This is a genomic window from Actinomycetospora sp. NBRC 106375 (assembly GCF_030269665.1).
Lineage (GTDB): Bacteria > Actinomycetota > Actinomycetes > Mycobacteriales > Pseudonocardiaceae > Actinomycetospora.
On sequence record NZ_BSTS01000024.1, the window covers coordinates 15,437 to 39,271 of the forward strand.

13 protein-coding genes are annotated in these 23,835 nt (G+C 75.7%); 7 read left to right on the forward strand and 6 right to left on the reverse strand.

Going from position 1 to position 23,835, the window contains the following annotated elements; genetic code table 11:
* Positions 1–167: 167 nt before the first annotated feature.
* On the forward strand, positions 168–1,652 hold the full coding sequence (locus tag QSK03_RS28465) for an MDR family MFS transporter (protein ID WP_285658955.1): 1,485 nt from the start codon (positions 168–170) through the stop codon (positions 1,650–1,652).
* A gap of 71 nt (positions 1,653–1,723) precedes the next feature.
* Here the strand turns inward: QSK03_RS28465 and QSK03_RS28470 are convergent, their stop codons facing one another.
* Positions 1,724–2,191, reverse strand: coding sequence for an anthrone oxygenase family protein (locus tag QSK03_RS28470; RefSeq protein WP_285658956.1), 468 nt, complete (start codon positions 2,189–2,191; stop codon positions 1,724–1,726).
* 206 nt (positions 2,192–2,397) lie between these two features.
* Entirely contained in the window at positions 2,398–4,113 is a 1,716-nt protein-coding gene (locus tag QSK03_RS28475) for a glycerol-3-phosphate dehydrogenase/oxidase (RefSeq protein WP_285659018.1), read from the reverse strand.
* Positions 4,114–4,525: 412 nt separating this feature from the next.
* Between QSK03_RS28475 and QSK03_RS28480 the strand changes: the two genes are divergently transcribed.
* Together QSK03_RS28480 and glpK are read left to right on the forward strand one after the other, a co-directional pair.
* Positions 4,526–5,248: an MIP/aquaporin family protein gene (locus tag QSK03_RS28480; protein ID WP_285658957.1), complete on the forward strand. Its 723-nt coding sequence runs from the start codon at positions 4,526–4,528 to the stop codon at positions 5,246–5,248.
* Between the two features lie 48 nt (positions 5,249–5,296).
* Positions 5,297–6,799 carry a glycerol kinase GlpK gene (gene glpK / locus QSK03_RS28485; RefSeq protein WP_285658958.1) on the forward strand — a complete coding sequence of 501 codons (1,503 nt, stop codon included), beginning with the start codon at positions 5,297–5,299 and terminating at the stop codon, positions 6,797–6,799.
* A gap of 66 nt (positions 6,800–6,865) precedes the next feature.
* On the opposite strand, the gene QSK03_RS28490 is transcribed toward glpK, so the two are convergent.
* The gene (locus tag QSK03_RS28490) at positions 6,866–7,312 is read right to left on the reverse strand and encodes a nuclear transport factor 2 family protein (protein ID WP_285658959.1); all 447 of its coding nucleotides are present in this window, start codon (positions 7,310–7,312) and stop codon (positions 6,866–6,868) included.
* Between the two features lie 204 nt (positions 7,313–7,516).
* On the opposite strand from QSK03_RS28490, the gene QSK03_RS28495 reads away from it, so the two are divergent.
* Both QSK03_RS28495 and QSK03_RS28500 read left to right on the forward strand, forming a co-directional pair.
* Positions 7,517–11,083 carry an ATP-binding protein gene (locus QSK03_RS28495; protein WP_285658960.1) on the forward strand — a complete coding sequence of 1,189 codons (3,567 nt, stop codon included), beginning with the start codon at positions 7,517–7,519 and terminating at the stop codon, positions 11,081–11,083.
* A gap of 300 nt (positions 11,084–11,383) precedes the next feature.
* Positions 11,384–14,161: a helix-turn-helix transcriptional regulator gene (locus QSK03_RS28500; RefSeq protein WP_285658961.1), complete on the forward strand. Its 2,778-nt coding sequence runs from the start codon at positions 11,384–11,386 to the stop codon at positions 14,159–14,161.
* Positions 14,162–14,164: 3 nt separating this feature from the next.
* Here the strand turns inward: QSK03_RS28500 and QSK03_RS28505 are convergent, their stop codons facing one another.
* Positions 14,165–15,562, reverse strand: a complete 1,398-nt coding sequence (locus QSK03_RS28505) for an NAD(P)H-quinone dehydrogenase (protein ID WP_285658962.1) — start codon at positions 15,560–15,562, stop codon at positions 14,165–14,167.
* 147 nt (positions 15,563–15,709) lie between these two features.
* On the opposite strand from QSK03_RS28505, the gene QSK03_RS28510 reads away from it, so the two are divergent.
* Positions 15,710–16,180, forward strand: a complete 471-nt coding sequence (locus QSK03_RS28510; RefSeq protein WP_285659019.1) for a gamma-glutamylcyclotransferase family protein — start codon at positions 15,710–15,712, stop codon at positions 16,178–16,180.
* Between the two features lie 52 nt (positions 16,181–16,232).
* On the opposite strand, the gene QSK03_RS28515 is transcribed toward QSK03_RS28510, so the two are convergent.
* Positions 16,233–18,962, reverse strand: a complete 2,730-nt coding sequence (locus tag QSK03_RS28515) for a Tex family protein (protein WP_285659020.1) — start codon at positions 18,960–18,962, stop codon at positions 16,233–16,235.
* Positions 18,963–19,093: 131 nt separating this feature from the next.
* Positions 19,094–20,314: an amidohydrolase gene (locus tag QSK03_RS28520; protein WP_285658963.1), complete on the reverse strand. Its 1,221-nt coding sequence runs from the start codon at positions 20,312–20,314 to the stop codon at positions 19,094–19,096.
* Between the two features lie 287 nt (positions 20,315–20,601).
* On the opposite strand from QSK03_RS28520, the gene QSK03_RS33270 reads away from it, so the two are divergent.
* Positions 20,602–23,832, forward strand: coding sequence for a serine/threonine-protein kinase (locus QSK03_RS33270; protein WP_352232063.1), 3,231 nt, complete (start codon positions 20,602–20,604; stop codon positions 23,830–23,832).
* The last annotated feature ends 3 nt before the right edge of the window (positions 23,833–23,835 follow it).

Sequence of the window (23,835 nt, forward strand, 5' to 3'; positions counted from 1 at the left end):
GCGGCACGCGAAATTCCCGACGACCTCGTCACGACCAGGAACAGGCGCCTTCCCCGGCACGTTGTCGCGGGGGTCCGAGGGTCGAATTCGCTCGCCTGTCGGGGGTGCGTGTGATGCTCTGCCACGCCGGACCGTGACCGTCACGGCCGCTGCCACGAGGGGGAACGATGACCGGTCCGAGCGACGCCGGACCCACCCAGGCCGCCCGGCCGATGGTGATCGTCATGACGCTGGTCGTGTCGGCCTTCGTCATGATCCTCAACGAGACGATCCTCTCGGTGGCGCTGCCGCACCTCACGGGCGACCTCGGGGTCTCGGCCACCACCGTGCAGTGGCTGACGAGCGGGTTCCTCCTGACGATGGGCGTGGTCATCCCGACCACGGGCTACATCCTCAACCGGTTCACGCCGCGGCAGGTCTTCCTCGCGGCCATGTCGCTGTTCAGCACCGGCACGCTGATCTGCGCGCTCTCGCCCGGCTTCGAGCTGCTGCTCGTCGGTCGCGTCGTCCAGGCCACGGGCACCGCGGTGATGATCCCGCTGCTGATGACCTCGGTCATGCGCCTGATCCCGCCCGAGAAGCGCGGCGCGACCATGGGCACGATCTCGATCGTCATCGCCGTCGCCCCCGCGGTCGGCCCGACCATCGGCGGCCTCATCCTCGCCTCGCTCGACTGGCGGTGGATGTTCTGGAGCGTGCTGCCGCTGGCGGTGGCCGCGCTCGTCATCGGGTTCGTGATGTTCCGGCTCTCCGGCGAGACCCGCGTGACGCCGCTCGACCTGTTCTCCGTGCTGCTGTCGTTCCTCGGCTTCGGCGGCATCGTCTACGGGCTCTCGACGCTGGGCCACGGTGGCGGGGCCGTCGTCCCGCCGTGGGTGGCGCTCGTCGTCGGCGCCGTCGCGCTGACCGTGTTCATCGCGCGCCAGATGCGCCTGCAGCGCACCGAGTCCGCGCTGCTCGACCTGCGCCCGTTCGGCCACAAGCCCTTCGTGGTCGCGATCGTCCTCTCGGCGCTGCTGTTCATGTCGCTGCTCGGCGCCGGGGCGATCCTGCTGCCGATCTACCTGCAGACGGTGCTCGGAGTCAGCGCGGCGGCCACCGGTCTCGCCGTCCTGCCCGGCGGGCTCGTGCTCGGCTTCATGGGACGCCCGGTGGGCCGCCTGTTCGACCGCGTCGGCGCACGTCCGCTCGTGATCCCGGGCGCGATCGGGCTGGCGACCTCGATGTGGCTGCTCGCCGCGCTCGGCGCCGGGGCCGCGCTGTGGATGGTCATCGCCGTCCACATCCTGCTCATGGCCTCGCTCGGTCTCATGATGACGCCACTGCTCACGGAGGGGCTCTCGGTGCTTCCCGAGAACCTCTACTCGCACGGCAGCGCGATCCTCACGACGCTGCAGCAGGTCGCCGGTGCCGCGGGCACCGCGGGGTTCGTGACGATCGCCGCGCTCGGCTCCGCCTCGGTCACCGGGGCGCCGGACGCCCAGGGTCTCCAGGTCGCCTTCATGGCCGCCGGGGTCATCGGGCTCATCGCGGTCGGCGTCTCGTTCATGGTGCAGCGCAAGCCGGCGCCCGGGTCCGGCGGCGAGCCGACGGGCGACGCGGACGCCGACGAGGCCAGCGGAACCCCGTCCACGCCGGTGGCCGGTCACTAGCGCCGGTCACCAGCGCCGGTCACCAGCGCCGGTCACCAGCGCCGGTCACCAGCGCCGGTCACCAGCGCCGGTCACACGAGCAGGGCCACCGCGCCCACGGTCGTGATCGCGGTGCGCACGGCGTGGGCCCGGGTCCACGGCCGCTCGAACGCCTCGCGGGCCCGGACGACGTCACCGGCGTCGGCGGTCTCGCCGGCGTCCGTGCGGTCGAGGGCGGTGTTGAGCGGGATGTTCACGGCCACGGTCACGCCGATCGAGGCGAGCTGCAGCACGGCACCGAGCGCCACGAACAGCACCGGCGCGCCGACGACCAGGGCGAGCACCGCCGCCGCCACCGCGACCACCGGGGCGCCGAGGAAGAGCACGACGAACCCGGGGCGCACGATCACGCGGTTGACGGTCTGCATCACCGTCACGAGCACCCGATCGGGCAGCCGGGCGAGCGAGGGCATGATCACGACGCTGAACGCGAGGTAGAACCCCGCCAGCAGCGCGGAGAGCACGCCGGCGACGAGCTGGACGACGGTGAGAGCGGGCATGCGCCCAGCTCACCGGCGCACGCCGCCGCTCACCAGTGCCGCGCGTCCGGGGTCCGTGTCCGCCCGTCCGGGAGCGAGGGCTTCCCTCGCTGCGTGCCACGCAGCCAGGGCGTCCCTCGCTCCCCCCGGAACGCAGCGAAGGCGTCCCTCGCTCCCCCCGGGACGCGGCGAGGGCGTCCCTCGCTCCGTCGGAGGAGCCCGGCGGGTCAGCCCGTGCCGAGCGCCGCGAGCCGCGGGGCGCGGGGATCCGGGGCGGCGACGCGCAGCTTGTCGGCCTCGATGTCGGTGTCGACGGCCTGCGAGTCGCGCTCGGCCTGGACGCGTTCGACGTACGAGCGCACCTCGAGGTCGCGCTGCTCGTCGGTCCAGCCCAGCAGGTCGGCCATCTGCGCGCCGACCGCCTCGGCCGAGTCGACGCCGCGGTGGGCGTACTCGATCGAGATGCGGGTGCGCCGGGTGAGCACGTCGTCGATGTGCAGCGCGCCCTCGTAGGCCACGGCGTAGGCGATCTCGACCCGCAGGTAGTCCGGCGAGGCCGGCACGGGCTCGAGCAGCGAGGGGTCCTCGTCGGCCATCGACAGCAGGCCGTGCAGCAGCGAGCCGTAGCGGTCGAGCAGGTGGCGCACGCGGTGCGGGTGCAGCCCGTGGCGCTGCCCGAGGTTCTCGGCCTGGTTGACCAGGGCGAAGTAGCCGTCGGCGCCGATGAGCGGCACCCGATCGGTGACCGACGGGGCCACGCGGGTCGGGATGTCCTCGGCCGCCGCGTCGATCGCGTCGGCCGCCATCACGCGGTACGTCGTGTACTTGCCGCCGGCGATGGCGACGAGTCCCGGCATCACGCGGGACACCGCGTGCTCGCGCGACAGCTTCGAGGTCTCCTCGCTCTCGCCCGCCAGCAGCGGGCGCAGCCCGGCGTAGACGCCCTCGATGTCGTCGTGGGACAGCGGCGTCACCAGCACCGAGTTCACGTGCTCGAGCAGGTAGTCCAGGTCCTTGCGGGTGGCCGCCGGGTGCGCGAGGTCGAGGTTCCAGTCGGTGTCGGTGGTGCCGACGATCCAGTGGTTGCGCCACGGGATCACGAACAGCACGGACTTCTCGGTGCGCAGGATCATCCCGGTGTCGGAGGGGATCTTGTCGCGGGCGACGAGGAAGTGCACGCCCTTCGACGCCTTGACCCGGAAGCGGCCCCGCGTGCCCGCGGCGTGCTGCATCTGGTCGGTCCAGACGCCCGTGCAGTTGACCACCACCGAGGCGCGCACCTCGGTCTCGCGACCGGTCTCGACGTCGCGGATGCGCACGCCGGCGACGCGGTCGACCTCGTGGAGGAAGTCGACGACCTGGGTGGAGGTCCGCACGAGGGCGCCGTACTGGGCCGCCGTGCGGCCGACCATCATCGTGTGGCGCGCGTCGTCGGCCTGCGCGTCGTAGTACCGGATCGCCCCGACGAGCGCGCTGCGCTTGAGGGCCGGCGCCATCCGCAGCGCCCCGGAGCGGGTCAGCTGCTTCTGGTGGGGCAGCGAGCTCTTGCCGCCCATCGTGTCGTAGAGCGTCACGCCCGCGGTGACGTACGGGCGCTCCCAGTGCTTGGTCAGCGGGTAGAGGAAGCTGACCGGCTTGACCAGGTGCGGGGCGAGCCGCGTCAGGTTGAGCTCGCGCTCGCGCAGCGCCTCGCGCACCAGGCCGAAGTCCAGCTGTTCGAGGTAGCGCAGCCCGCCGTGGAAGAGCTTCGACGAGCGGCTCGAGGTGCCCGACGCCAGGTCGCGCGCCTCGATCAGGGCCACCTTGAGCCCGCGGGTCGCCGCGTCGAGCGCCGCGCCGGTGCCTACGACACCGCCCCCGACGACGACCACGTCGAACTTCTCGGAGCCCAACCGCTCCCACGACTCCTCGCGGGTGGCCGGCCCGAGCCGCGCCGGCTCCACCGACGCGTCCAGCGACTCGGCCTCCGCACCGGCGGCCGTCCCGTCACCCCGTGCGCCTCGTCCCGTGCCCACGTGCGACCCCTCTCGTCCGTCGTCGTTTCTCGGGAGGCCCAGGTCCGCCGTAGCGCCGTCACGTCGCACGGCACGGCCGGCTCCACCGACGAAGTCCCCGCGCACCACGCTAACCCGGCGTCCAAGGCCCTCGGCAGCCGTGCACGCGGTGCAGCCGTCTGCTCCGTTTCGGGCTCCGGGTGCCCCCTCACACGTCTCTCCACCCCCGAGATCCCCAGAAGCGTGGACACACGGTGAGCACCGCCACTACCGTCGCCGATCGCGAGCGCACCTTCTGATCGCGCCATCGGTACGGGGGGTCGTCGCAGGCAGGACCGGGTCGCCGTCGACAGGAGTCCTCGTGGGCGCTGGAAGCATCATTCTCTCGGAGTTCCTCGGCACCATGGTGCTGCTCCTCTTCGGTTGCGGTGTCGTGGCCAACGTGCTGCTGACCCGCACCAACGCCGACGGGGACACGGCATCGTGGGTGCTGATCACGTTCGGCTGGGGGTTCGGCGTGTTCGCCGGCGCCAGCATCGCGGACGCGTCGGGCGGCGCGATCAACCCCGCCGTCACGCTGGCGAGCGCGATCAACGGCGGCACACCGTGGTCGCAGGTGCCCTTCTACCTCATCGGCCAGTTCCTGGGCGCCTTCGTCGGCGCCGTCCTTGCGTGGCTCGTCTACAAGCTGCAGTTCGACCACAACGAGGACAACTCCGGCACGCTGAACATCTTCTCGACCAACCCGCCGATCAAGAAGCCGGCGTGGAACTTCGTCACCGAGCTCATCGCGACGTTCGCCCTGGTGCTGTTCCTGCTGGTCAACCCGTACGGCAGCAGCCCCGCGATCTACGCGGGTGCGGCCGCAGTGGTCATGGGCATCGGCCAGGCGCTCGGTGGGTCGACCGGCTACGCCATCAACCCCGCCCGTGACCTCGGGCCGCGCATCGCGTACGCCGTGCTGCCGATCCGCGGCAAGGGCAAGGCCGACTGGGGCTACTCCTGGGTGCCCGTCGTGGCCCCGCTGGTCGGGGCGACGCTCGCGGCGCTCGTCGCGCTCGTCGCACCCGTCAAGACGGGCTGACGCCCGCCCGCACGTTCCCACCCGAGACTCGCAGCTTGGAGCAGCCGCATGACGCAGTACGTCGCCGCGATCGACCAGGGCACGACGTCGACCCGGTGCATGATCTTCGACCACTCGGGCCGGGTCGTCGCGGTCGACCAGCTCGAGCACCAGCAGATCTTCCCGCGCGCCGGGTGGGTGGAGCACGACGCCGCGGAGATCTGGGGCAACACCCGACAGGTGTGCGGCGGTGCGCTGGCGCGGGCCGACATCAACGCCGACCAGATCGCGGCGGTCGGGATCACCAACCAGCGCGAGACGACCGTCATCTGGGACAAGGCGACCGGCGAGCCGATCCACAACGCCATCGTCTGGCAGGACACCCGCACCCAGGCCATCTGCGACGAGCTCGGCAACCTCGGCGGCGGCGCCGAGCGCTACCGTGCCAAGACCGGGCTGCCCCTGGCCACCTACTTCGCCGGCCCGAAGGCCCGCTGGATCCTCGACAACGTCGAGGGTGCCCGGGAGCGGGCGGAGCGCGGGGAGCTCGCGTTCGGGACGATGGACACCTGGGTGCTCTGGAACGCCACCGGCGGCAACGAGGGCGGGCTCCACGTCACCGATCCGACCAACGCGTCGCGGACCCTGCTGATGAACATCGACACTCTCGAGTGGGACCCGCAGCTCTGCGAGGAGATCGGGGTCCCGATGGCGATGCTGCCGGAGATCCGGTCGTCGTCGGAGAACTACGGCCCGATCCGCGCGCGGGGCACGTTCGCCGACGTCCCGGTGGCCGGCATCCTCGGCGACCAGCAGGCAGCGACGTTCGGCCAGGCCTGCCTGTCGGTCGGCGAGGCCAAGAACACCTACGGCACCGGCAACTTCGTGCTGCTCAACACCGGCACGGAGAAGGTCGAGTCGAAGAACGGCCTGCTCACGACAGTCTGCTACAAGATCGGCGACGCGCCGCAGGTCTACGCGCTCGAGGGCTCGATCGCCGTCACCGGCTCGCTGGTGCAGTGGATGCGCGACAACCTCGGGATCATCAGCTCGGCGCCCGAGATCGAAGAGCTCGCCAAGTCGGTCGACGACAACGGCGGCGCCTACTTCGTGCCCGCGTTCTCCGGCCTGTTCGCCCCGTACTGGCGCGCCGACGCCCGGGGCGTGATCGTCGGCCTGACCCGCTACGTCAACAAGGGCCACCTCGCCCGCGCGGTGCTCGAGGCCACGGCGTTCCAGACCCGCGAGGTCATCGACGCCATGAACGCCGACTCCGGCGTCCCGCTGACCACGCTCAAGGTCGACGGCGGCATGGTCGGCAACGAGGTCCTCATGCAGTTCCAGGCCGACCTGCTCGGCGTGGACGTCGTGCGGCCCGTGGTCGCGGAGACCACGGCGCTGGGCGCCGCCTACGCCGCCGGGCTCGCCGTCGGCTTCTGGGACTCCGAGCAGGACATCCGCGACAACTGGGCGCAGGACAAGGTCTGGACCGCCTCGATGGACCCGAAGGCCCGCGACGAGACCTACGCCGAGTGGAAGAAGGCGGTCACCCGCACCTTCGACTGGGCCTAGATCCCGGCCCTGGGCGCCGGGGAGCCCCGCGTTCCCCGACGCCGGGTCCTCTCCCGGCCCTCCCGGTCAGGCCTTCGTGGTGTCCTCGCCCCGCGTGGCGGCGAGGAGCTTGGCCGTGTCCAGGAAGTGGCGGATGGCGACGATCTTCCCATCGCCGTCGAAGGTCCACAGGTGCAGCTGCTCGTCCCGGTAGCGCCCGCCGCTGGGCAGCGTGTACTCGAGCGCGACGCGGGCCACCACGCGGTCGCCGTCGGCGATCACGTCGCGCACGTCGAGCTGGTGGAACGTGTTGGCGCCCATCGCCTCGAAGAAGCCGCCGAGCTCGCCCTTGCCGTGGAACGGCCGGTAGAACGCGGGCCCGCCCGCGCGCTGGGCGAAGTTGTCCTCCCACTCGGACTCCCAGCGCACGTCGTCGGCGATGAGGTCCATGAGGGTCGGGATGTCGCCGGACCCGAAGGCGCGGTAGATCGCGGCGGCGGTCTCGGCGTTGGTGCTGGTGGTGCTGGCAGTCATGACGGTCCTCCCCGGTCGGTGCTGTGATCGGCCTCCGGCGCGGCAGCTCCGCTGCGCTGCGTGCCGCAGCCACGGATCACTGTCGGCGACGACGTTGTCCGCGAGGTCACCCGTCTGTCACTCGGACCTCACAACGATCGTCACAGCGCGCTACTCTCGGCGCGGAGCGGGTGCCGGTGGGCCCGGTCCGGGGGGTTGTCGCCGATGGAGCTGCGGATCCTGGGCCCGCTCGAGGCCGTGGACGCACAGGGAGCGCCGGTCGATCTGGGCGGCGTGCGGGAGCGCACGCTCCTGGCCGTGCTGCTGGTGGCCCGCGGGCGGGTCGTGGCCGCCCCGCGGCTCGCCGACGAGCTGTGGGGCGACCACCCGCCGGCCGGCGCGGCCCACGCGCTGCGCGTCCACGTCTCGCGGCTGCGCCGGTGCCTGCGGGCCGGCGGCGCCGACGGCGCCCTGGTGACGCGGACACCGGGCTACCTCCTCGCGCTCCCCCGCCCGTGCAGCGACGCCGACCGCTTCGACGACCTCGTCGCCCGGGCCCGCGCGGACGACGATCGCCCGGCCGCCGCCGCGCTCCTGCGCGAGGCGCTCGGGCTGTGGCGGGGCCCGGTGCTCGGCGACCTCCCGGCCGCCGCCGAGGCCCCGGCGCTGCGGGCCGAGGCCGACCGCCTGGAGGAGGCGCGCCTGGCCGCGCTGGAGGACCGGATCGACGCCGACCTCGCCTGCGGACGCCACCGGGAGCTCGCCGGCGAGCTCGACGCCCTGACCCGCGCGCACCCGCTGCGCGAACGCCTCTCCGGGCAGCGGATGCTCGCGCTCTACCGGGCGGGACGGCAGGCCGAGGCCCTCGCCGCGGACGACGACCTGCGCCGGCGCCTCGGCGACGAGCTCGGGATCGACCCCGGCGCCGCCGTCACCGCGCTGCGCACCGCGATCCTGCGCCAGGATCCGGCCCTCGATGCGGCGCCCGGTACGAGCGATGCGGCTTTCCTGGCACGTGACGCCAGGATCGCCACATCCTCGCCGCCGCGACACGCCGAGGACGGCCAGGACGGCCAGGACGCCCGGCCCGCTCCCCCACCGCCGACCACGCCGAGCACGCCCCGCGCGCCGTCGCTGCTCACCGAGATGGGTCCGGTGTTCGTCGGCCGCGACGACGAGCTCGCGCGGCTGCGCGAGGTGTGCCTCGGCGGCCACGCGCAGGGCCCGCGGCTGGTGCTGATCGCCGGCGAACCGGGGGTCGGCAAGACGCGCCTGGCCGCCGAGCTGGGCCGCGTGGTTGCGGCGCACGACGGGACCGTGCTCGCCGGCCGCTGCGACGAGGACCTCGCCGTGCCCTACCAGCCGTTCGTCGAGGCGCTGCGCGAACGGCTCGCACAGGGACCGGCCCGCGCCGGGGACCTGGGCCGGCTCGCCGGCGAGCTCGTCCGTCTCGTCCCCGAGATCGGGCGGGCGTTCCCCGACCTCCCGCCGCCGCTGCGCGCCGACCCCGAGACCGAGCGCTACCGCCTCTTCGAGGCCGTCGCCGCCTGGCTCGCGCACGCCGCGGCCGACCGGCCGGTGCTGCTGCTCCTCGACGACCTGCACTGGGCGACGACACCCACACTGCAGCTGCTGCGCCACCTCACGCGCGCGGCCGCGCCCGGCCTCGTCGTCGGGACCTACCGCGACACCGAGACCGCCCGGGACGACCCACTGGGCGCGCTGCTCGCCGACCTGCGCCGCCAGCCCGGCGTCGAGCGGGTGACGCTGCGGGGGCTCGACGCCGCGGCCGTCGCCGACCTGGTCGCCGCCGCCTCGGACGACGGCACCGACACCACCGAGACCACCGGCGCCACCACCGGCTCCACCGGCTCCACCGGCTCCACCGGCTCCACCGACATCGCCGACCTCGCCCGCACGGTCCACGCCGAGACCGAGGGCGTCCCGTTCTTCGTCCGGGAGCTCCTGCGCCACCTCGCCGAGTCCGGGGCGCTCGACGACCGCACCGGCGGCTGGCGGCTCGAGGACGTCGGCCTGCCCGAGGGCGTGCGGGAGGTGATGGGCCGGCGCCTCTCCCGCCTGCACGCGGACACGCTCGGCGTCCTGCGCCTCGCCGCGGTCGTGGGACCGGAGTTCGACCCGGACCTCGTCCGCGACGCGGGCGGGCTCGGCGAGGAGACCGTGCTGGCCGCGCTCGACGAGGCCACCGCGGCCCGGCTGGTGATGGAGGGCGACGGGCTGCGCTACCGCTTCGCCCACACGCTGGTCCGCGCCACCCTCACCGACGACCTCACCGGTGCCCGGCGCGCCACGTGGCACCGCCGGATCGCCGAGGCCCTGGAGCGCCGCGGCGGCGCCGACACCCAGCTCGAGGCGCTGGCGCACCACTGGTCCCGCGCACCCGCCGACCCCGGGTCGCGGCGCCGCGCCGCGGGCTACGCCGCGCGTGCCGGCGAGCGCGCCGGGGCGCAGCTCGCCCACGACGAGGCGGTGCGCTCCCTGCGCGCAGCGGTCGACCTCCTGCCCGACGGGGACGAGGACGGGCGCGTGGCGCTGCTGGTGTCGCTCGGCGAGGCCCAGCGCCGCGCGGGACACGCCGCCCACCGCCAGACCCTGCTCGCCGCGGCCGGTCTCGCCCGGTCCCGCGGGGACGCCGACGGGCTCGCCCGCGCCGCGATCGCCAACAGCCCGGGCAGCAAGCCGTCGGTCTTCGGCGTCACCGACACCGACCGCGTGGCGATGCTCGAGGCGGCGGTCGCGATGGCCGGCGCGCGCGACAGCGCCGTGCGGGCGCGCCTGCTCGCCGTGCTCGCCCTCGAGCTGTTCCACGTCGGGGACCGCGACCGCCGCCTCGCCCTCTCCGACGAGGCGCTGGCGATCGCCCGCCGGCTCGGCGACCCGCGCACGCTCGGGCACGTGCTCGTCGCCCGGCCGTTCGCGATCGGCGGCCCGGACACGCTCGCCGCGCGCCTCGCCGACACCGCCGAGCTGCTCGACGTCGCCCGCCGCCTCGACGAGCCCGTGACGGTGCACCGCGCGTGGTGGCTGCGGTTCCGGGTGGCGGCCGAGGTCGGCGACGCCGCGGAGGCCGACCGCTGCCTCGACGCGCAGGACGCCCTGATGGCCGAGATCGGTCAGCCGACGCTGCGGTGGATGACCGGACTCCAGCACGTCGCCCGGCACCTGCGGCGCGGGGAGCTCGACGACGCGGACCGGCTCCTGCACGACGTCGCCGAGCGCGGGCGGGTGGCCGAGCAGGAGGACGCTCTGCTGTACCACGCCATCCAGCTGTTCGCGCTGCGTCGCGAGCAGGGCCGCGTCGGCGACGCCGAGGCGCTCGTGGCCCGGGTCGCGGCGGCGTCGCCGGAGCTCCCGGCGATCCACGCGGCGCTCGGTGTCCTGCACGCCGAGACCGGCCGGGACGACGAGGCCCGGCGGATCCTCGACGCGATCGCCGGCGACGACCTCGCGGCCCTGCCCGTCGAGGCCAGCACCATGGTCGCGTACCTGTTCTGCGCCGACCTGTGCGTCGCCCTCGGCGACCGCCGCCGCGCCGCGCAGCTGGTCGACCTGCTCGCTCCCCACGACGACCAGGTCGCCGTGTGGGCGGTCGGGCTCGGGACGGGCGCGGTCGCCGCCGCCCTCGGCCGGCTGACCGCCCTGCTCGGCGACACCGCCGGCGCCGACGCCCACTTCGCGCGGGCGCTGGAGGTCGAGGCGCGGGCGGGCGCACCGAGCTGGTCGGTGCGCACCCGGCGCGACCGGGCCGCGCTGGTCAGCCGGGCCTGCTGACGACGGGGCCTGCCGACGACGGACCTGTTGACGAAGAGCCGACGGGGTGAACCGGGGCCGCGGCGTCACCCGAGCGGCCGTTCCCGGCACTGCGGCACCGGGGCGCCGATGCGGGCACACCGCGCCGGCGCCCGCCGTCGGTGCCGGTCCGACCTCCGCGGTCCCGCCCTGGGGGGTTGGACGGGAACGCGCTGTCGTCGGCGGCCGCTCGGGCGACGTCTCCCACTATCGGCGCCTCCACCGGGGCCTCGCCCCAGGCACAATCCCTAGTCGTGCCGGGGGTTGCTGGGGGGTGGGCACGTGGTGGAGGCACCGGTCCGGGGCGGGCTCGACGGCGTCGGGCGCTCGGCCGAGCTGTACCGGTTGCTCGACGTGGCCCGCCGGGCACGCACCGGCACGCCCCCGCCGGTGCTGATCACCGGACCGGCCGGGATCGGGAAGTCCGAGCTCGTCGACCGCCTGCGCCGGCGGGTCGCCGGCGACGGTCCTGACGGGATGACCGTGGTGCGCGCGGTCGCCCCCGACGTCGCGCTGAGCCGCCCCGGCGAGCTGCTCGCCCGGTGCCTCGCCGCGGCGCACGCCGCCGGCGCGACCGCCGCGCCCGCGCCGAACGGGCCGTCGCCCCCCGGCGCGTCGGCGCTGCTCGCCGCGCTCGACGAGCTCGACGACCACCGGCCGGTGCTGTTCGTGGCCGACGACCTGCACCGGGCGGACCCCGAGTCGCTCGCGGCGCTGCGCCGCCTGCTGCGTCGCCTGCCCCCGCTGCGGGTGATGGCCGTCCTCGCCGGCCACGACCGTCCGGACGACTGGCTCGACCCCCCGCCGGGTGACCCCTGGCCCGAGGACACGGTCCACCTCGCCCTGTCGGGCCTCACGGTCGGGGAGGTCGGCGAGCTGGCGCGGGAGGTCGACCCGGATGTCACCGCCTGGACCGCGCGCCGCCTGCGTGAGGAGACCGACGGGAACCCGACCTACCTGCGGGCGGTGCTCGCCGAGGAGGACCTCTCGGCGCGGTACCGGCTGGGCCGGCCCCGCCCGCCCGGCTCCCTCGCCGCCAGCCTGCGGCGCCGCCTGACCCGGCTGCCCGACGGCGCGCGGGAGGCGCTGGAGGCCCTCGCGGTCGTCGGCGAACCGGCCCCCGTGCGCACCCTGCGCAGCCTCACCGGGCGCGCCACGGTGTCCGAGGACTGCGCACCGCTCGTGCGCGAAGGGCTCCTCGAGGCCCAGGTCGACGAGAGCGACGAGATCCTCGCCTTCCGCTCCGCCCTCGTCCGCGACGCCGTGTACGGCAGCGTGCCGGGCGAGCGGCGCCGGGCGCTGCACCGGCGGGCCGCCGAGCTGACCGGCGGGCCGGCGCACTGGCGCCACCTCGTCGGCAGCACCGACGGCCCCGACGCCGCCCTCGCCGACGCGCTGGAGCAGGCGGCGGCCACCGAGTTCGCGCGGGGGGCGCTGGTCACCGCCGCGGAGTACCTCCTGTGGGCCTCGGCGCGCAGCACGACCGATCGCGCCCGGGCCGACCGCCTCACCGAGGGCGTCCGCCTGCTCGTGCACGCCGCACGGGAGGGCGACGCCCTGCAGCACGCCGCCGAGATCGAGGCGCTGCCCGACGGCCCGGGGCGTTCCGGGCTGCTCGGGCTGCTCGCCTTCGCGCGCGACGAGGTCACCGCCGCGCGCGACCTGCTGCGCGAGGCACGGGCGGGCATGGCCGACCGGGTGCCCGACGAGGCAGTGGCCCGCCTCGACCTCGAGCTCGCCTACGTGCACATCCAGCTCGGTGCCGGGGAGGCGGCCCGGGAGGCGGCCGCCGACGCCCGCGCGCAGGTGCCCGAGGGCCACCGGCTGGTCGCCCTCGCCCGGGCCTTCCACGCCGCCGGCACCGCGCTCACCGACGGGCCGGCGGCCGGTCTCGACGAGCTCGCGTTCCTGCCGTCCGCACCCGGCGACGCGACCCCCTACGAGCTGGCCGGGCTGACCCACCGCGGCATCCTGCGCGGGCTGCTCGGCCGCCTGACGCCGGCGTGCGCGGACCTCACGGTCGTCGCCCGGCGGCGCGGCACGCCGCTCGCCCACCTCATGGGCGTGTCCGCCCAGGTCCACCTCGTGTGGTGCGACTACCTGCTCGGCGAGTGGGACGCCGCCCGCCGGGAGCTCGAGGTGGCCGCGGCCGCCGCCGCCCGGTACGGGCGCAGCTTCGACCACGCCACCCTCTGGTCGCTCTCGGCGATCCTGCACGCCGGTCGCGGGGAGCAGGACGCCGCCCGCGCCGACCTCCGGCGCGCCACCGAGCGCGCCGAGGCCGCGGACTTCCTCGGACCCCGGATCCACCTCACCCTCGCCGCGGCGGCCATCGCGCAGGCGGAGGGACGCGCCGAGGACGTGGCGACGGCGCTGAGCGGCCTGTCGCCGGAGCAGCTCGAGCCCGACCGCATCCAGCTGTACTCCGGGTGGTGGCTGCCCGCGCTGGTCGACAGCCACCTCGACACGGGCCGGCTCGACAGCGCGGCCCGGACGCTCGCCGCGCTGGACCGCGTCCCCGCCGCGGGCAGCTGCCTCCCGGTGGCGCGCGCCTGGCTCAGCGGCCGGCTCGCCGCGGCCCTCGGCGACCTCGCCGGCGCGCGGCGGGCCCTCGAGGCCGGGCTGGCGCTCCCCGCCGACGGCGGGGAGCCGGCCTGGTACCGCACGCGGCTGCGGCACGCGTACGGGACGACCCTGGTGCTCGCCGGGCAGCGCTCCGCGGGCCGCACGGCGCTGTACGCGGCCGCGGACGCCTACAGCAGGCTCGGGGCGCGGCCCTTCCTCGAACGCTGCCTGGCCGACGTCGACGACGCCGCGGACCCCGCCGACTCCCCCGGTCCCGCCGGCGGCGCCGTCCGCGTCGGCGGCCGGTGGGCCGACGGCCTCACCGACCGGGAGCGCGAGATCACGACCCTCGTCGGCCGGGGGTGGACGAACCCCGAGATCGCCGCCGAGCTCTTCGTGTCGTCGAAGACCGTCGAGTACCACCTGCGCAACGTCTACGGGAAGCTCGGCCTCCGCAGCCGGCGGGCGCTGCGCGACCGGGTGCAGCAGACGTGACCTCTAGTCCAGGTCGTCGTGCTGCATCAGGCGGCGCCCCGCCTCGGTCACCGAGCCCGACAGGGAGGGGTAGATCGAGAACGTGTGCGCGAGGTCGTCCACGGTGAGGTTGTTCTGCACCGCCATGGCCAGCGGGAGGATCAGCTCGCTGGCCACCGGGGCGACGATCACGCCGCCGATGACGACGCCCGTCGCCGGCCGGCAGAAGATCTTCACGAAGCCCTCGCGGAGCCCTGACATCTTCGCCCGCGGGTTCGTGCCCAGCGGCATGATGACCTCGCGCGCGGAGAACTCGCCGCTCTCGACCTGCTGGTGCCCGATGCCGACGGTCGCGACCTCGGGCCGGGTGAACACCGCGGAGGCGACGGTCTTCAGCCGCAGCGGGGCGACGCCCTCGCCGAGCGCGTGCCACATCGCGATCCGGCCCTGCATCGCCGCGACCGAGGCCAGCGGGAGCAGGCCGGTGCAGTCGCCGGCCGCGTAGACACCGGGGACGTCGGTGCGCGAGACGCGGTCGACGGTGATGTGCCCGGACTCGCGCAGGGACAGGCCGATGTTCGCGGCGCCGAGGTCGTCGGTGTTGGGCACCGAGCCGACGGTCATCAGCGCGTGCGAGCCCTCGACCTCGCGGCCGTCGGTGAGCGTGACCCGCACGCCGTCGGCGGTGGCGACGACCTTGTCCGCCCGGGAGCGCGGCTCGATGCGCACCCCGCGCTCGGTGAAGACCTCCTCCAGCGTGGCGGCGGCGTCGGGGTCCTCGTGGGGCAGCACCCGGTCGCGGCTGGAGATCAGCGTCACCTGGACGCCCAGCTCGGCGTAGGCGGAGACGAACTCGGCACCGGTGACGCCCGACCCGACCACGACCAGGTGCTCGGGCAGCGACTCGAGGTCGTAGATCTGGCGCCAGGTCAGGATCCGCGCGCCGTCGGGCTGGGCGTCGGGCAGCACCCGCGGCGAGGCGCCGGTTGCGATGAGGGCGACGTCGGCGGTGACCGTCTCGCTCGACCCGTCGGCGTACTCGATGCACACGTCGTGGGTGGCGCTCGTCCGGTCGCTCTCCTCGAAGAAGGCGCGGCCCGCGACGACGCGGACCCCGGCGCGATCCAGCGTCTGGTGGACGTCGGCCGACTGGGCGAGCGCGAGCCCGTGGACGCGGCTGTTGACCCGCGGCAGGTCGACCCGCGGGTCGTCGACGTCGACCCCCATCTCGGCGGTGCGCCGGAACCCCGCACGGACCCCCGCCGAGGCGATGAACGTCTTCGACGGCACGCAGTCGTAGGCGACGCAGTTGCCTCCGAGGCTGTCCTGCTCGACGACGGTGACGTCGGCGCCGTGCTGGGCGGCGACCAGCGCCGCCTCGTACCCCGCCGGTCCTCCGCCGAGGATGACGATGCGGGTCATGTGGTGGTTCCCCTCCTGTCGCGCGATGGTCCGGTCCGGCTCCGCCGCGCCGCTCATCGTCCCCGACACCGGTGACGGGCGCGCACCGATCGTGTTCCGCGGCCCGGTCGGGGCTGACGGACACCGGTCGTGGCTACCCTGTCCGCCGTGCCGCTCTACGCCGCGTACGGGTCCAACATGGAGCCCACGCAGATGATGCAACGCGCGCCCCACTCGCCCATGTCGGGGACGGGCTGGCTCGAGGGCTGGCGCCTGACCTTCGGCGGCGAGGACTACGGGTGGGAGGGCGCGCTCTCAACCGTCGTCGAGGACCCCTCGTCGCGCGTCTTCGTGGTGCTCTACGACGTCAGCCCGCTCGACGTCGACCAGCTCGACCGGTGGGAGGGCGGCGAGCTGGGCATGCACAAGAAGCTCCGCCTGCGCATCCAGACGATGGACGGCCCCCAGCTGGCCTGGGTCTACGTCCTCGACGCGTACGAGGGCGGGCTGCCCTCCGCGCGCTACATCGGCGTGCTCAGCGACGCCGCGGAGGCCGCGGGCGCGCCCGACGACTACGTGCAGGCGCTGCGCGAGCGCCCCTGCCGCTCGGTGGGGCCGGGGCCCGGCTCGGAGCTCTGAGCACCGCCGTCGCCGACCCGTGTCCCGAGGACACGGGTCGTCGGCGGAACCCTCAGCTCTTGTAGCCCGCGCGGCGCAGCGCCTCGGCCATCGCGTCGTTGGTGGGCGCGGGACGCCGGTCGCGGTTGCCCTGGCCGCGGTTGCCGCCACCCTGACCGCCGCGCCCGCCCTGGTCGCGTCCGCTCTGACCGCGTCCGCCCTGGTCGCGGCCGCCCTGGCCGCCGCGTCCGCCCTGACCACGGCCGCCGCCCTGGCCCTCGCGACCGCCCTGACCACGGTTCTGGCCACCCTGGCCCCGGCCACTCCCGCCGCGACCCCGGCCGCCGTCGCGCCCGCCCTCGGTCGGGGCGGTCGCGGTGGAGGCGTCGGCGGCGGTGTCGGCGGCGGTGTCGGCGGAGGTGTCGGCGGTGCCGGCCGCGGCCGCGGCGGCGTCCGTCGGAGCCGGCGCGGGCGCCTCGACCGTCGCGGCACCGGCGCCCTGACCCCGGCCGCCGCCGCGGTTCCGGCCGCCACGACCCCGCCCGCCGCGGCCGCCAGAGCGGCCGCCCTCGGACCGGCCGCCCTCGGCACGTTCGCCCTCGCCGGCGGCCTGCTCCTCGTCGAGGCGCAGCGTCAGCGAGATGCGCTTGCGCTCCACGTCGACGTCGAGCACCTTCACGCGGACGACGTCGCCCGGCCCGACGACCGCGCGGGGGTCGGAGACGAAGTCCTTGGACATCGCCGAGATGTGCACCAGGCCGTCCTGGTGGACGCCGACGTCGACGAACGCGCCGAAGGCCGCGACGTTGGTGACCTGGCCCTCGAGGACCATGCCGGGCGTCAGGTCGGTGATCTGCTCGACGCCCTCGGCGAACTCGGCGGTGGTGAACTCGGGGCGCGGGTCGCGGCCCGGCTTGTCGAGCTCGGCGATGATGTCGAGCACCGTCGGGCGCCCGAAGCGCTCGTCGGTGAAGGCGTCGGGGTCGAGGTCGGTGAGCAGCGCGGTGTTGCCGACGAGGCCCTCGACGTCGGTGTGGGTGGACTCCACGATCCGGTGCACCACCGGGTACGACTCGGGGTGCACCGCCGAGCGGTCGAGCGGGTCGTCGGCGCCGGGGATGCGCAGGAAGCCCGCGCTCTGCTCGAACGCCTTCGCCCCCAGGCGCGGGACCTCGCGCAGCGCCGTGCGCGACGCGAACGGGCCGTGCTCGTCGCGGTAGCCGACGATCGTCGTCGCGAGGCCGGCGCTGATGCCCGACACGCGGCGCAGCAGCGGCGCCGAGGCGGTGTTGACGTCGACGCCGACCGCGTTCACGCAGTCCTCCACGACCGCGTCGAGCGAGCGGGACAGCGCCGTGCCCGCGATGTCGTGCTGGTACTGCCCGACGCCGATCGACTTGGGGTCGATCTTCACGAGCTCGGCCAGCGGGTCCTGCAGCCGGCGGGCGATCGACACCGCGCCGCGCAGCGACACGTCGAGCTCGGGCAGCTCGGCCGACGCCTGCTCGGACGCGGAGTACACCGACGCACCGGCCTCGGACACCACCGCCGCGGTGAGCCCCAGCTCGGGCTCGCGGGCGATGAGGTCGCGCACCAGCGCGTGGGTCTCGCGCGAGGCCGTGCCGTTGCCGATGGCGACGAGCTCGACGCCGTGCTCGCGCGCCAGCTCGCCGATGCGGGTGCGCGACGCCTCCCACTGCCGGCGGGGCACGTGGGGATAGATGGTGTCGGTGGCGACGACCTTGCCGGTGCCGTCGATCACCGCCACCTTCACGCCGGTGCGCAGGCCCGGGTCGAGGCCCAGGGTCGGGCGGGCACCGGCGGGGGCGGCGAGCAGGAGGTCGCGCAGGTTGCCGGCGAAGACGAGGACCGCGCCCTCCTCGGCGACCTCGCGCAGCCGGACCCGCAGGTCGACCACCAGGCGGGACAGGATCCGGGTGCGCCACGCCCAGCGGACCGCCTCGCCCAGCCAGCGGTCCGCGGGACGCCCGCGGTCGGCCACGCCGACGGCCGCGGCGATGCGCGCGAGGTAGACCTCGCCGATCGCGGTCTCGTCGTCGTCGGCGGCCAGCGGGTCGAGCGTGAGGGCGAGGACCTCCTCGGTCTCACCGCGCAGCACGGCGAGGATCCGGTGCGAGGGCAGGCGGGTGAACTTCTCGTCGAAGGCCGCGTAGTCCGAGAACTTCGCCGCCTCCTTGTCGCCCTCGCCGCCACGCCCGTCGCGGTAGACCGCGGTGAGACGACCGCGGCGCCACATCTGCTCGCGCAGCTCGCCGACGAGGTCGGCGTCCTCGGCCCAGCGTTCGACGAGGATCGCGCGGGCGCCGTCGAGCGCGGCGTCGCGGTCCGGCACGCCGTGGTCGGGGTCGACGTACGCGCCCGCGGCGGTGCGCGGGATGTGCGTGGGGTCGGTGAGCAGCGCGTCGGCCAGCGGCTCGAGACCCGCCTCCCGCGCGATGGCCGCCTTGGTGCGCCGCTTGGGCTTGAAGGGCAGGTAGACGTCCTCGAGCCTGCTCTTGGTCTCGGCACCGAGGATGCGCGCCGCCAGCTCGTCGTCGAGCTTGCCCTGCGACCGCACGGACTCCAGGACGGCGTCCCGCCGCTCCTCGAGCTCCCGCAGGTAGGTCAGGCGCTCCTCGAGGGTGCGCAGCTGGGCGTCGTCGAGCCCGCCCGTCGCCTCCTTGCGGTAGCGCGCGACGAAGGGGACCGTCGCCCCGCCGTCGAGCAGCTCGACCGCCGCCGACACCCGGCCCTCGCCGACGCCGAGCTCGTCGGCGATGCGGCGGGGGACCGGGGGCAGCACCGGAGCCGGGGCCCGGTCCGTGGGGGCGTCCGTGGGGGCATCCGTGGCGGTCGCCGTCGCATCGCTCACGGGCGCCATCGTGCCCGACGCCCCCGACGCCGTGCGATGAGGATCCTTTCCGGCCGGGTTCGTCAGCCCCCGAGTGACGCCAGGGCCGCGTGGACGAGCGTGCGCACGCCGACCGGCAGAGCGCGCTCGTCGAGATCGAACGTCGGCTGGTGGATGTCGGACATGTCCCCGACGCCGGACCACACCCCGAGCCGTCCCATCGCCCCGGGCACGTGCTCGAGGTACCAGCCGAAGTCCTCGCCGCCACTGGACTGCTCGGTGCCCACCGCCGCGTCCAGGCCGTTCGCCCGCTGCGCGGCCAGGGCCAGCAGGTCGGCCGAGACGGCGTCGTTGACCACCGGCGGCACGCCGCGGCGGTGCTCGAGCACGTAGCCGACGCCCGTCGGGGCGAGCAGCGCGGTGACCAGCGAGCGCACCAGCGGCTCGAGCTCGTTCCAGGTCGCGTGCTGCGCCGTGCGCAGGGTGCCCGCCAGCACGCCCTGCTGCGGGACGGCGTTGGCCGCGTGACCGGCCTGGACCGTGCCCCACACCAGCACCGTGCCCGAGCGCGGGTCGACCCGGCGCGAGAGCAGATCGGGCAGGCCGGTGATGACGGTGCCGAGCGCGTGCACGAGGTCCGCCGTGAGGTGCGGGCGCGAGGTGTGCCCGCCCGGGGAGGTCAGGCGCAGCTCGAGCATGTCGCAGGCCGAGGTGATGGCCCCGGTGCGCGTGCCGACCTTGCCGACCTCCAGGCGCGGGTCGCAGTGCAGCGCGAAGATGCGGTCGACGTCGGCGATGGCGTCCGCGGCGATGGCGTCGAGCGCGCCGCCGGGCTGCACCTCCTCGGCCGGCTGGAAGATCAGCCGCACCCGGCCGGGCAGCGACGGCGCCGACGCCAGCGCGAGGCCGGCGCCGAGCAGCATCGCCGTGTGCGCGTCGTGACCGCACATGTGGGCGACACCGGGCACCCGCGAGGCGTACGGGACGTCGTTCTGCTCCTGCAGGGGCAGGGCGTCGAGGTCCGCGCGCAGCGCGACGGTGCGGGGGCCCTGGCCGACGTCGCAGATCAGCCCGGTGCCGGGCAGCAGCCTCGGCGCCAGGCCCGCGGCCGCGAGCGTCTCGGCGACCAGGCGGGTCGTCTCGTGCTCGCGGCGGGCCAGCTCGGGGCGCGCGTGCAGCGTGCGGCGCCAGCCGAGGACGTCGTCGGCGTGGGCGGCGAGCCACCGGTCGATCCACTCCGGGCCGTTGCCTACACCGAGGTCGGCCACGTGGGCCGGCACCGGGTGAGGCTCAGCCAGAGTCATCGAACACACCTCCTGTGTCGGGCTCGTGATGAGTCCGACTGTCCGGCCCAGCATGCCTGCGCCGGACGGCGGTTGCGGGCTCACGGCGCCCCCTCGCGGCGAAGGGTCGCGAACGCGCTGTGTGCGGCGCGCCACCCCGGAGAGCGATCCGACGAACGGCCGGTCGGCGCAGGTCACCGGCGTGCCCGGCCGCTGCCCGGCGATCGACGTCCGTCCGTCGCAGCCCGTCGACCGCCGGGTACCCCCGACGTGGTCCGGCCAGCGGTCGGCGTTGCCATCATGGAGTCGTGAGCCCCGCATCCGCCGACGCGGCCGGCCCCCGCCGGATCGTCGGGCGCTACCGCCTCGAGCACGAGCTCGGCCGCGGTGCCATGGGCACGGTGTGGTCCGCGTACGACGAGGTCCTGCACCGTCCCGTCGCCGTCAAGGAGGTGCGCCTGTCGTCCGTCCCGGTCGGCGAGCGCGCCATCGTGCGCGAGCGCACCCTGCGCGAGGCACGGGCCACCGCGATGCTCTCCCACCCCAACGTCGTCACGCTCTACGACGTCGTCGAGGTGGCCTCCGAGCCCTACGTCGTCATGGAGCTGCTGCCCTCGCGCAGCCTCGCCAGCTACATCGGCGAGCGCGGGACCCTCAGCCAGCCCGAGGCCGCCGAGATCGGGTCGGCCGTGGCGTCGGCCCTGCAGACCGCGCACCGGGCGGGCATCACCCACCGTGACGTCAAGCCCGGCAACGTCCTGATCGGCGAGAACGGGCAGATCAAGCTCACCGACTTCGGCATCGCCCGCAACGCCGCTGAGCAGTCCATGACGCAGACCGGCACGGTGCTGGGCTCGCCCCCGTACATCGCACCCGAGGTCGCGATGGGCCGCGCGGTCGGTCCCGCCGCCGACCTGTGGGGGCTCGGCGCCACGCTCTTCGCCTGTCTGGAGGGACGCCCGCCGTACGACGCGGGCGACCCGGTCGGCACGGTCACCGAGGTCGTGCACGGCGAGGTCCCGGTGCCCTCGGGCCGCGGTCCGGTGGTCGACGTCGTCCGCGGGCTGATGGTCAAGGACCCGACGCTGCGCATGCCGCTCGCGGCCGTGCGCCGGCGCCTGCGCCCGCTGCTCTCCGACCCCGAGGGACCCGTCCTCGCCGCGCCCGTCTCGCCGCGCACGGCCGCCTTCCGCCTGCCGCCGCAGGGCGCCCCGAGCGACCAGGCGGGTCTGATCCCGGTCCCCGGCCAGCAGCCGTCCGGCCCCCCCTCGGGACCCACGCCCCGGCCCCCGGGAAAGGGCCCGGCGGGCACGCTCGTCGAGGGCTCGCCCGACCAGCCCTCGCCCGGCCCGCGGCCACGCACCGACCGGCGCCCCTCACCCGGCCCGCGCACGGGTCCGGAGGCGACGCCCGCGGCCGCGGCGGCTGCGGCGGCGTCGGCGTCGGCGTCGGCGATCGAGGAGAAGGGCGAGACGGCGCCCGCCGAGGAGCCGGAGACCGCGGAGAAGCGGGTTGACGCCGGTGGAGCACCGGCCACGGACGTCCCGGGCCCGCCCGCCGGCGGCGAACAGGACGCGACACCACCGGGTGACGAGTCCGGGGACACGCCCGCGGCGGCGTCCGACGCGGCGGTCGCGGCGACCGGCACGGAGCCCGCCGGCGCGGAGGACACACCGGACGCGGCGGCCTCCCGGGCGGCGGCGGCCGCGGAGCCCGAGGACGCGGAACCGGCGGGATCGGCCGGCGCGACCTCCCCGGCCGCCGGGACATCCGACGACGAGGACGCCCCGGCCGGCGGGGACGGCGCGGGGCGGGGCGCCGAGAAGGGCGCCGGCGACACCGATGGCGCCGACGCCGACGGTGCCGACGGCGTGGGGCCCGCGGCGGTGGCCGCCGGCGCGGCCGTGGCCGCCGCCGGTGCCGCGGCACGGACGACGGCCGGCGACGGGGCCGAGGCGGACGCCGAGAACGAGGCGGCCGACGCCGCCGGCGAGGCGGCCGAGGCCGGCGCGACGCCCGGTGGGCAGCCCGCCGCCGGGGACGGGGACGCCACGGGGGACGACGCCGCGGACCCGATGGCGACCGTGGAGCGCGCCGACGGCGTGACGCCGGACCCGGCCGGCGCCCGCCCGGACGCCGCGGTGGACGCGCCCGACGAGGCGGCGGACCGGGGCACCGCGACGCCCACCGGCACGACCACCGGCACGACCACTGGCGCCACCAGCGGCGACGCCCCTGGGACGACCACCGGCACGTCCACCGGCTCGGCCGCCGGCACGTCCACCGGCTCGACCATCGGCGAGACCTCCGACGGGACCACCGACGACGCCCCCGACAAGGCCTCGGCCGAGGCGACGGACGAGGCCGCCCCGAAGGGCTCGTCCGAGGCCGCCGACGAGACCACGGGGACGACGTCGGACACGTCCGACGCCGGCGACCGGGACGCCGCCGACGCCTCCGCCGACGCCTCCGCCGGCGCCACGGGCACGGCCTCCGGGAAGACCCCGGACGACGAGGACGAGGCCGGGGACGAGACCGCCGACCGGGTCACCGACCCGAAGGCCGGCGCCGCGACGGGGACGGCCGGCAACGGTGCCGCCGCGCGCGGGCCGTCACCACCGAGCGATGCCGAGACGACGATGGTCGGCCCGCGGGTGCCCGCGTCGGAGGACGTGACGCGGACCGTGCGGCGCCCGCCGCCGCCCCCGCCGCGCACCGGCCCGCCCGGCCGCTGGACGCCGCCGGGCGGGGCACCGGCGCCCGCGTGGCGACCGGCCCCACCGCGCCCGGCCGCGGCGGGCACCGGCACCGGGTCCACCCAGGGCGGCCCGGGCCAGCCGCTGGCGGCCGATCCCGGGCCCCTGCCGTTCACGCCGTCCCCGCACCCGCCGGCCCCGCCGAAGCGCTCGCCGTGGGCCGTCGTCGCCGTCGTCGCGCTGCTGGTGCTCATGGCGGCGCTCGGAGCGGTCGGCGCCTACGCCCTGACGCGGTCGCTGGCCGGCCAGGGTCCGCTCACGTCGACCCTGCGCCCGGCGGGGCCGGAGGTCGCGAACACCCTGCTCATCGCGCACGCCGACACCGACGAGCGCTACAGCGGCACCGGGCTGGGGTTCAGCGCCCTGGTGCCCGCGAACTGGCAGCAGTTCCGGCTGGAGCAGCAGGGCGGCGACATCGCCGTGCGGTTCGTCTCCCCGTCCGCGGACCGGGAGCTGCGCGTCGACCGCGTCGTCGGCTTCTACCCCGCCCAGCGGGCGTCCGACTACGCCGCGCTCCTCGCGCGTCCCGCGAGTCTCGGCGTCGACGGGAGCAGCGTCGGGCCCCTGGAGGCCGTCGGCACGGCGGCGCCGGGCCGGGAGCCGCCCCAGCAGATCGTCTACCGCACCGCGTCCGGCCCCGACGACCGGACGACGTGGACGCGGCTCGTGCCCTCGGGCAACGACCTGTGGGTGGTGCGCCTGACCACCCCGAGCACCGACACGGCCGGGGCGGTCGAGCAGTTCCGGGCCGTGGCCGACAGCTTCGCCGCACCGCCCCCCTAGGCT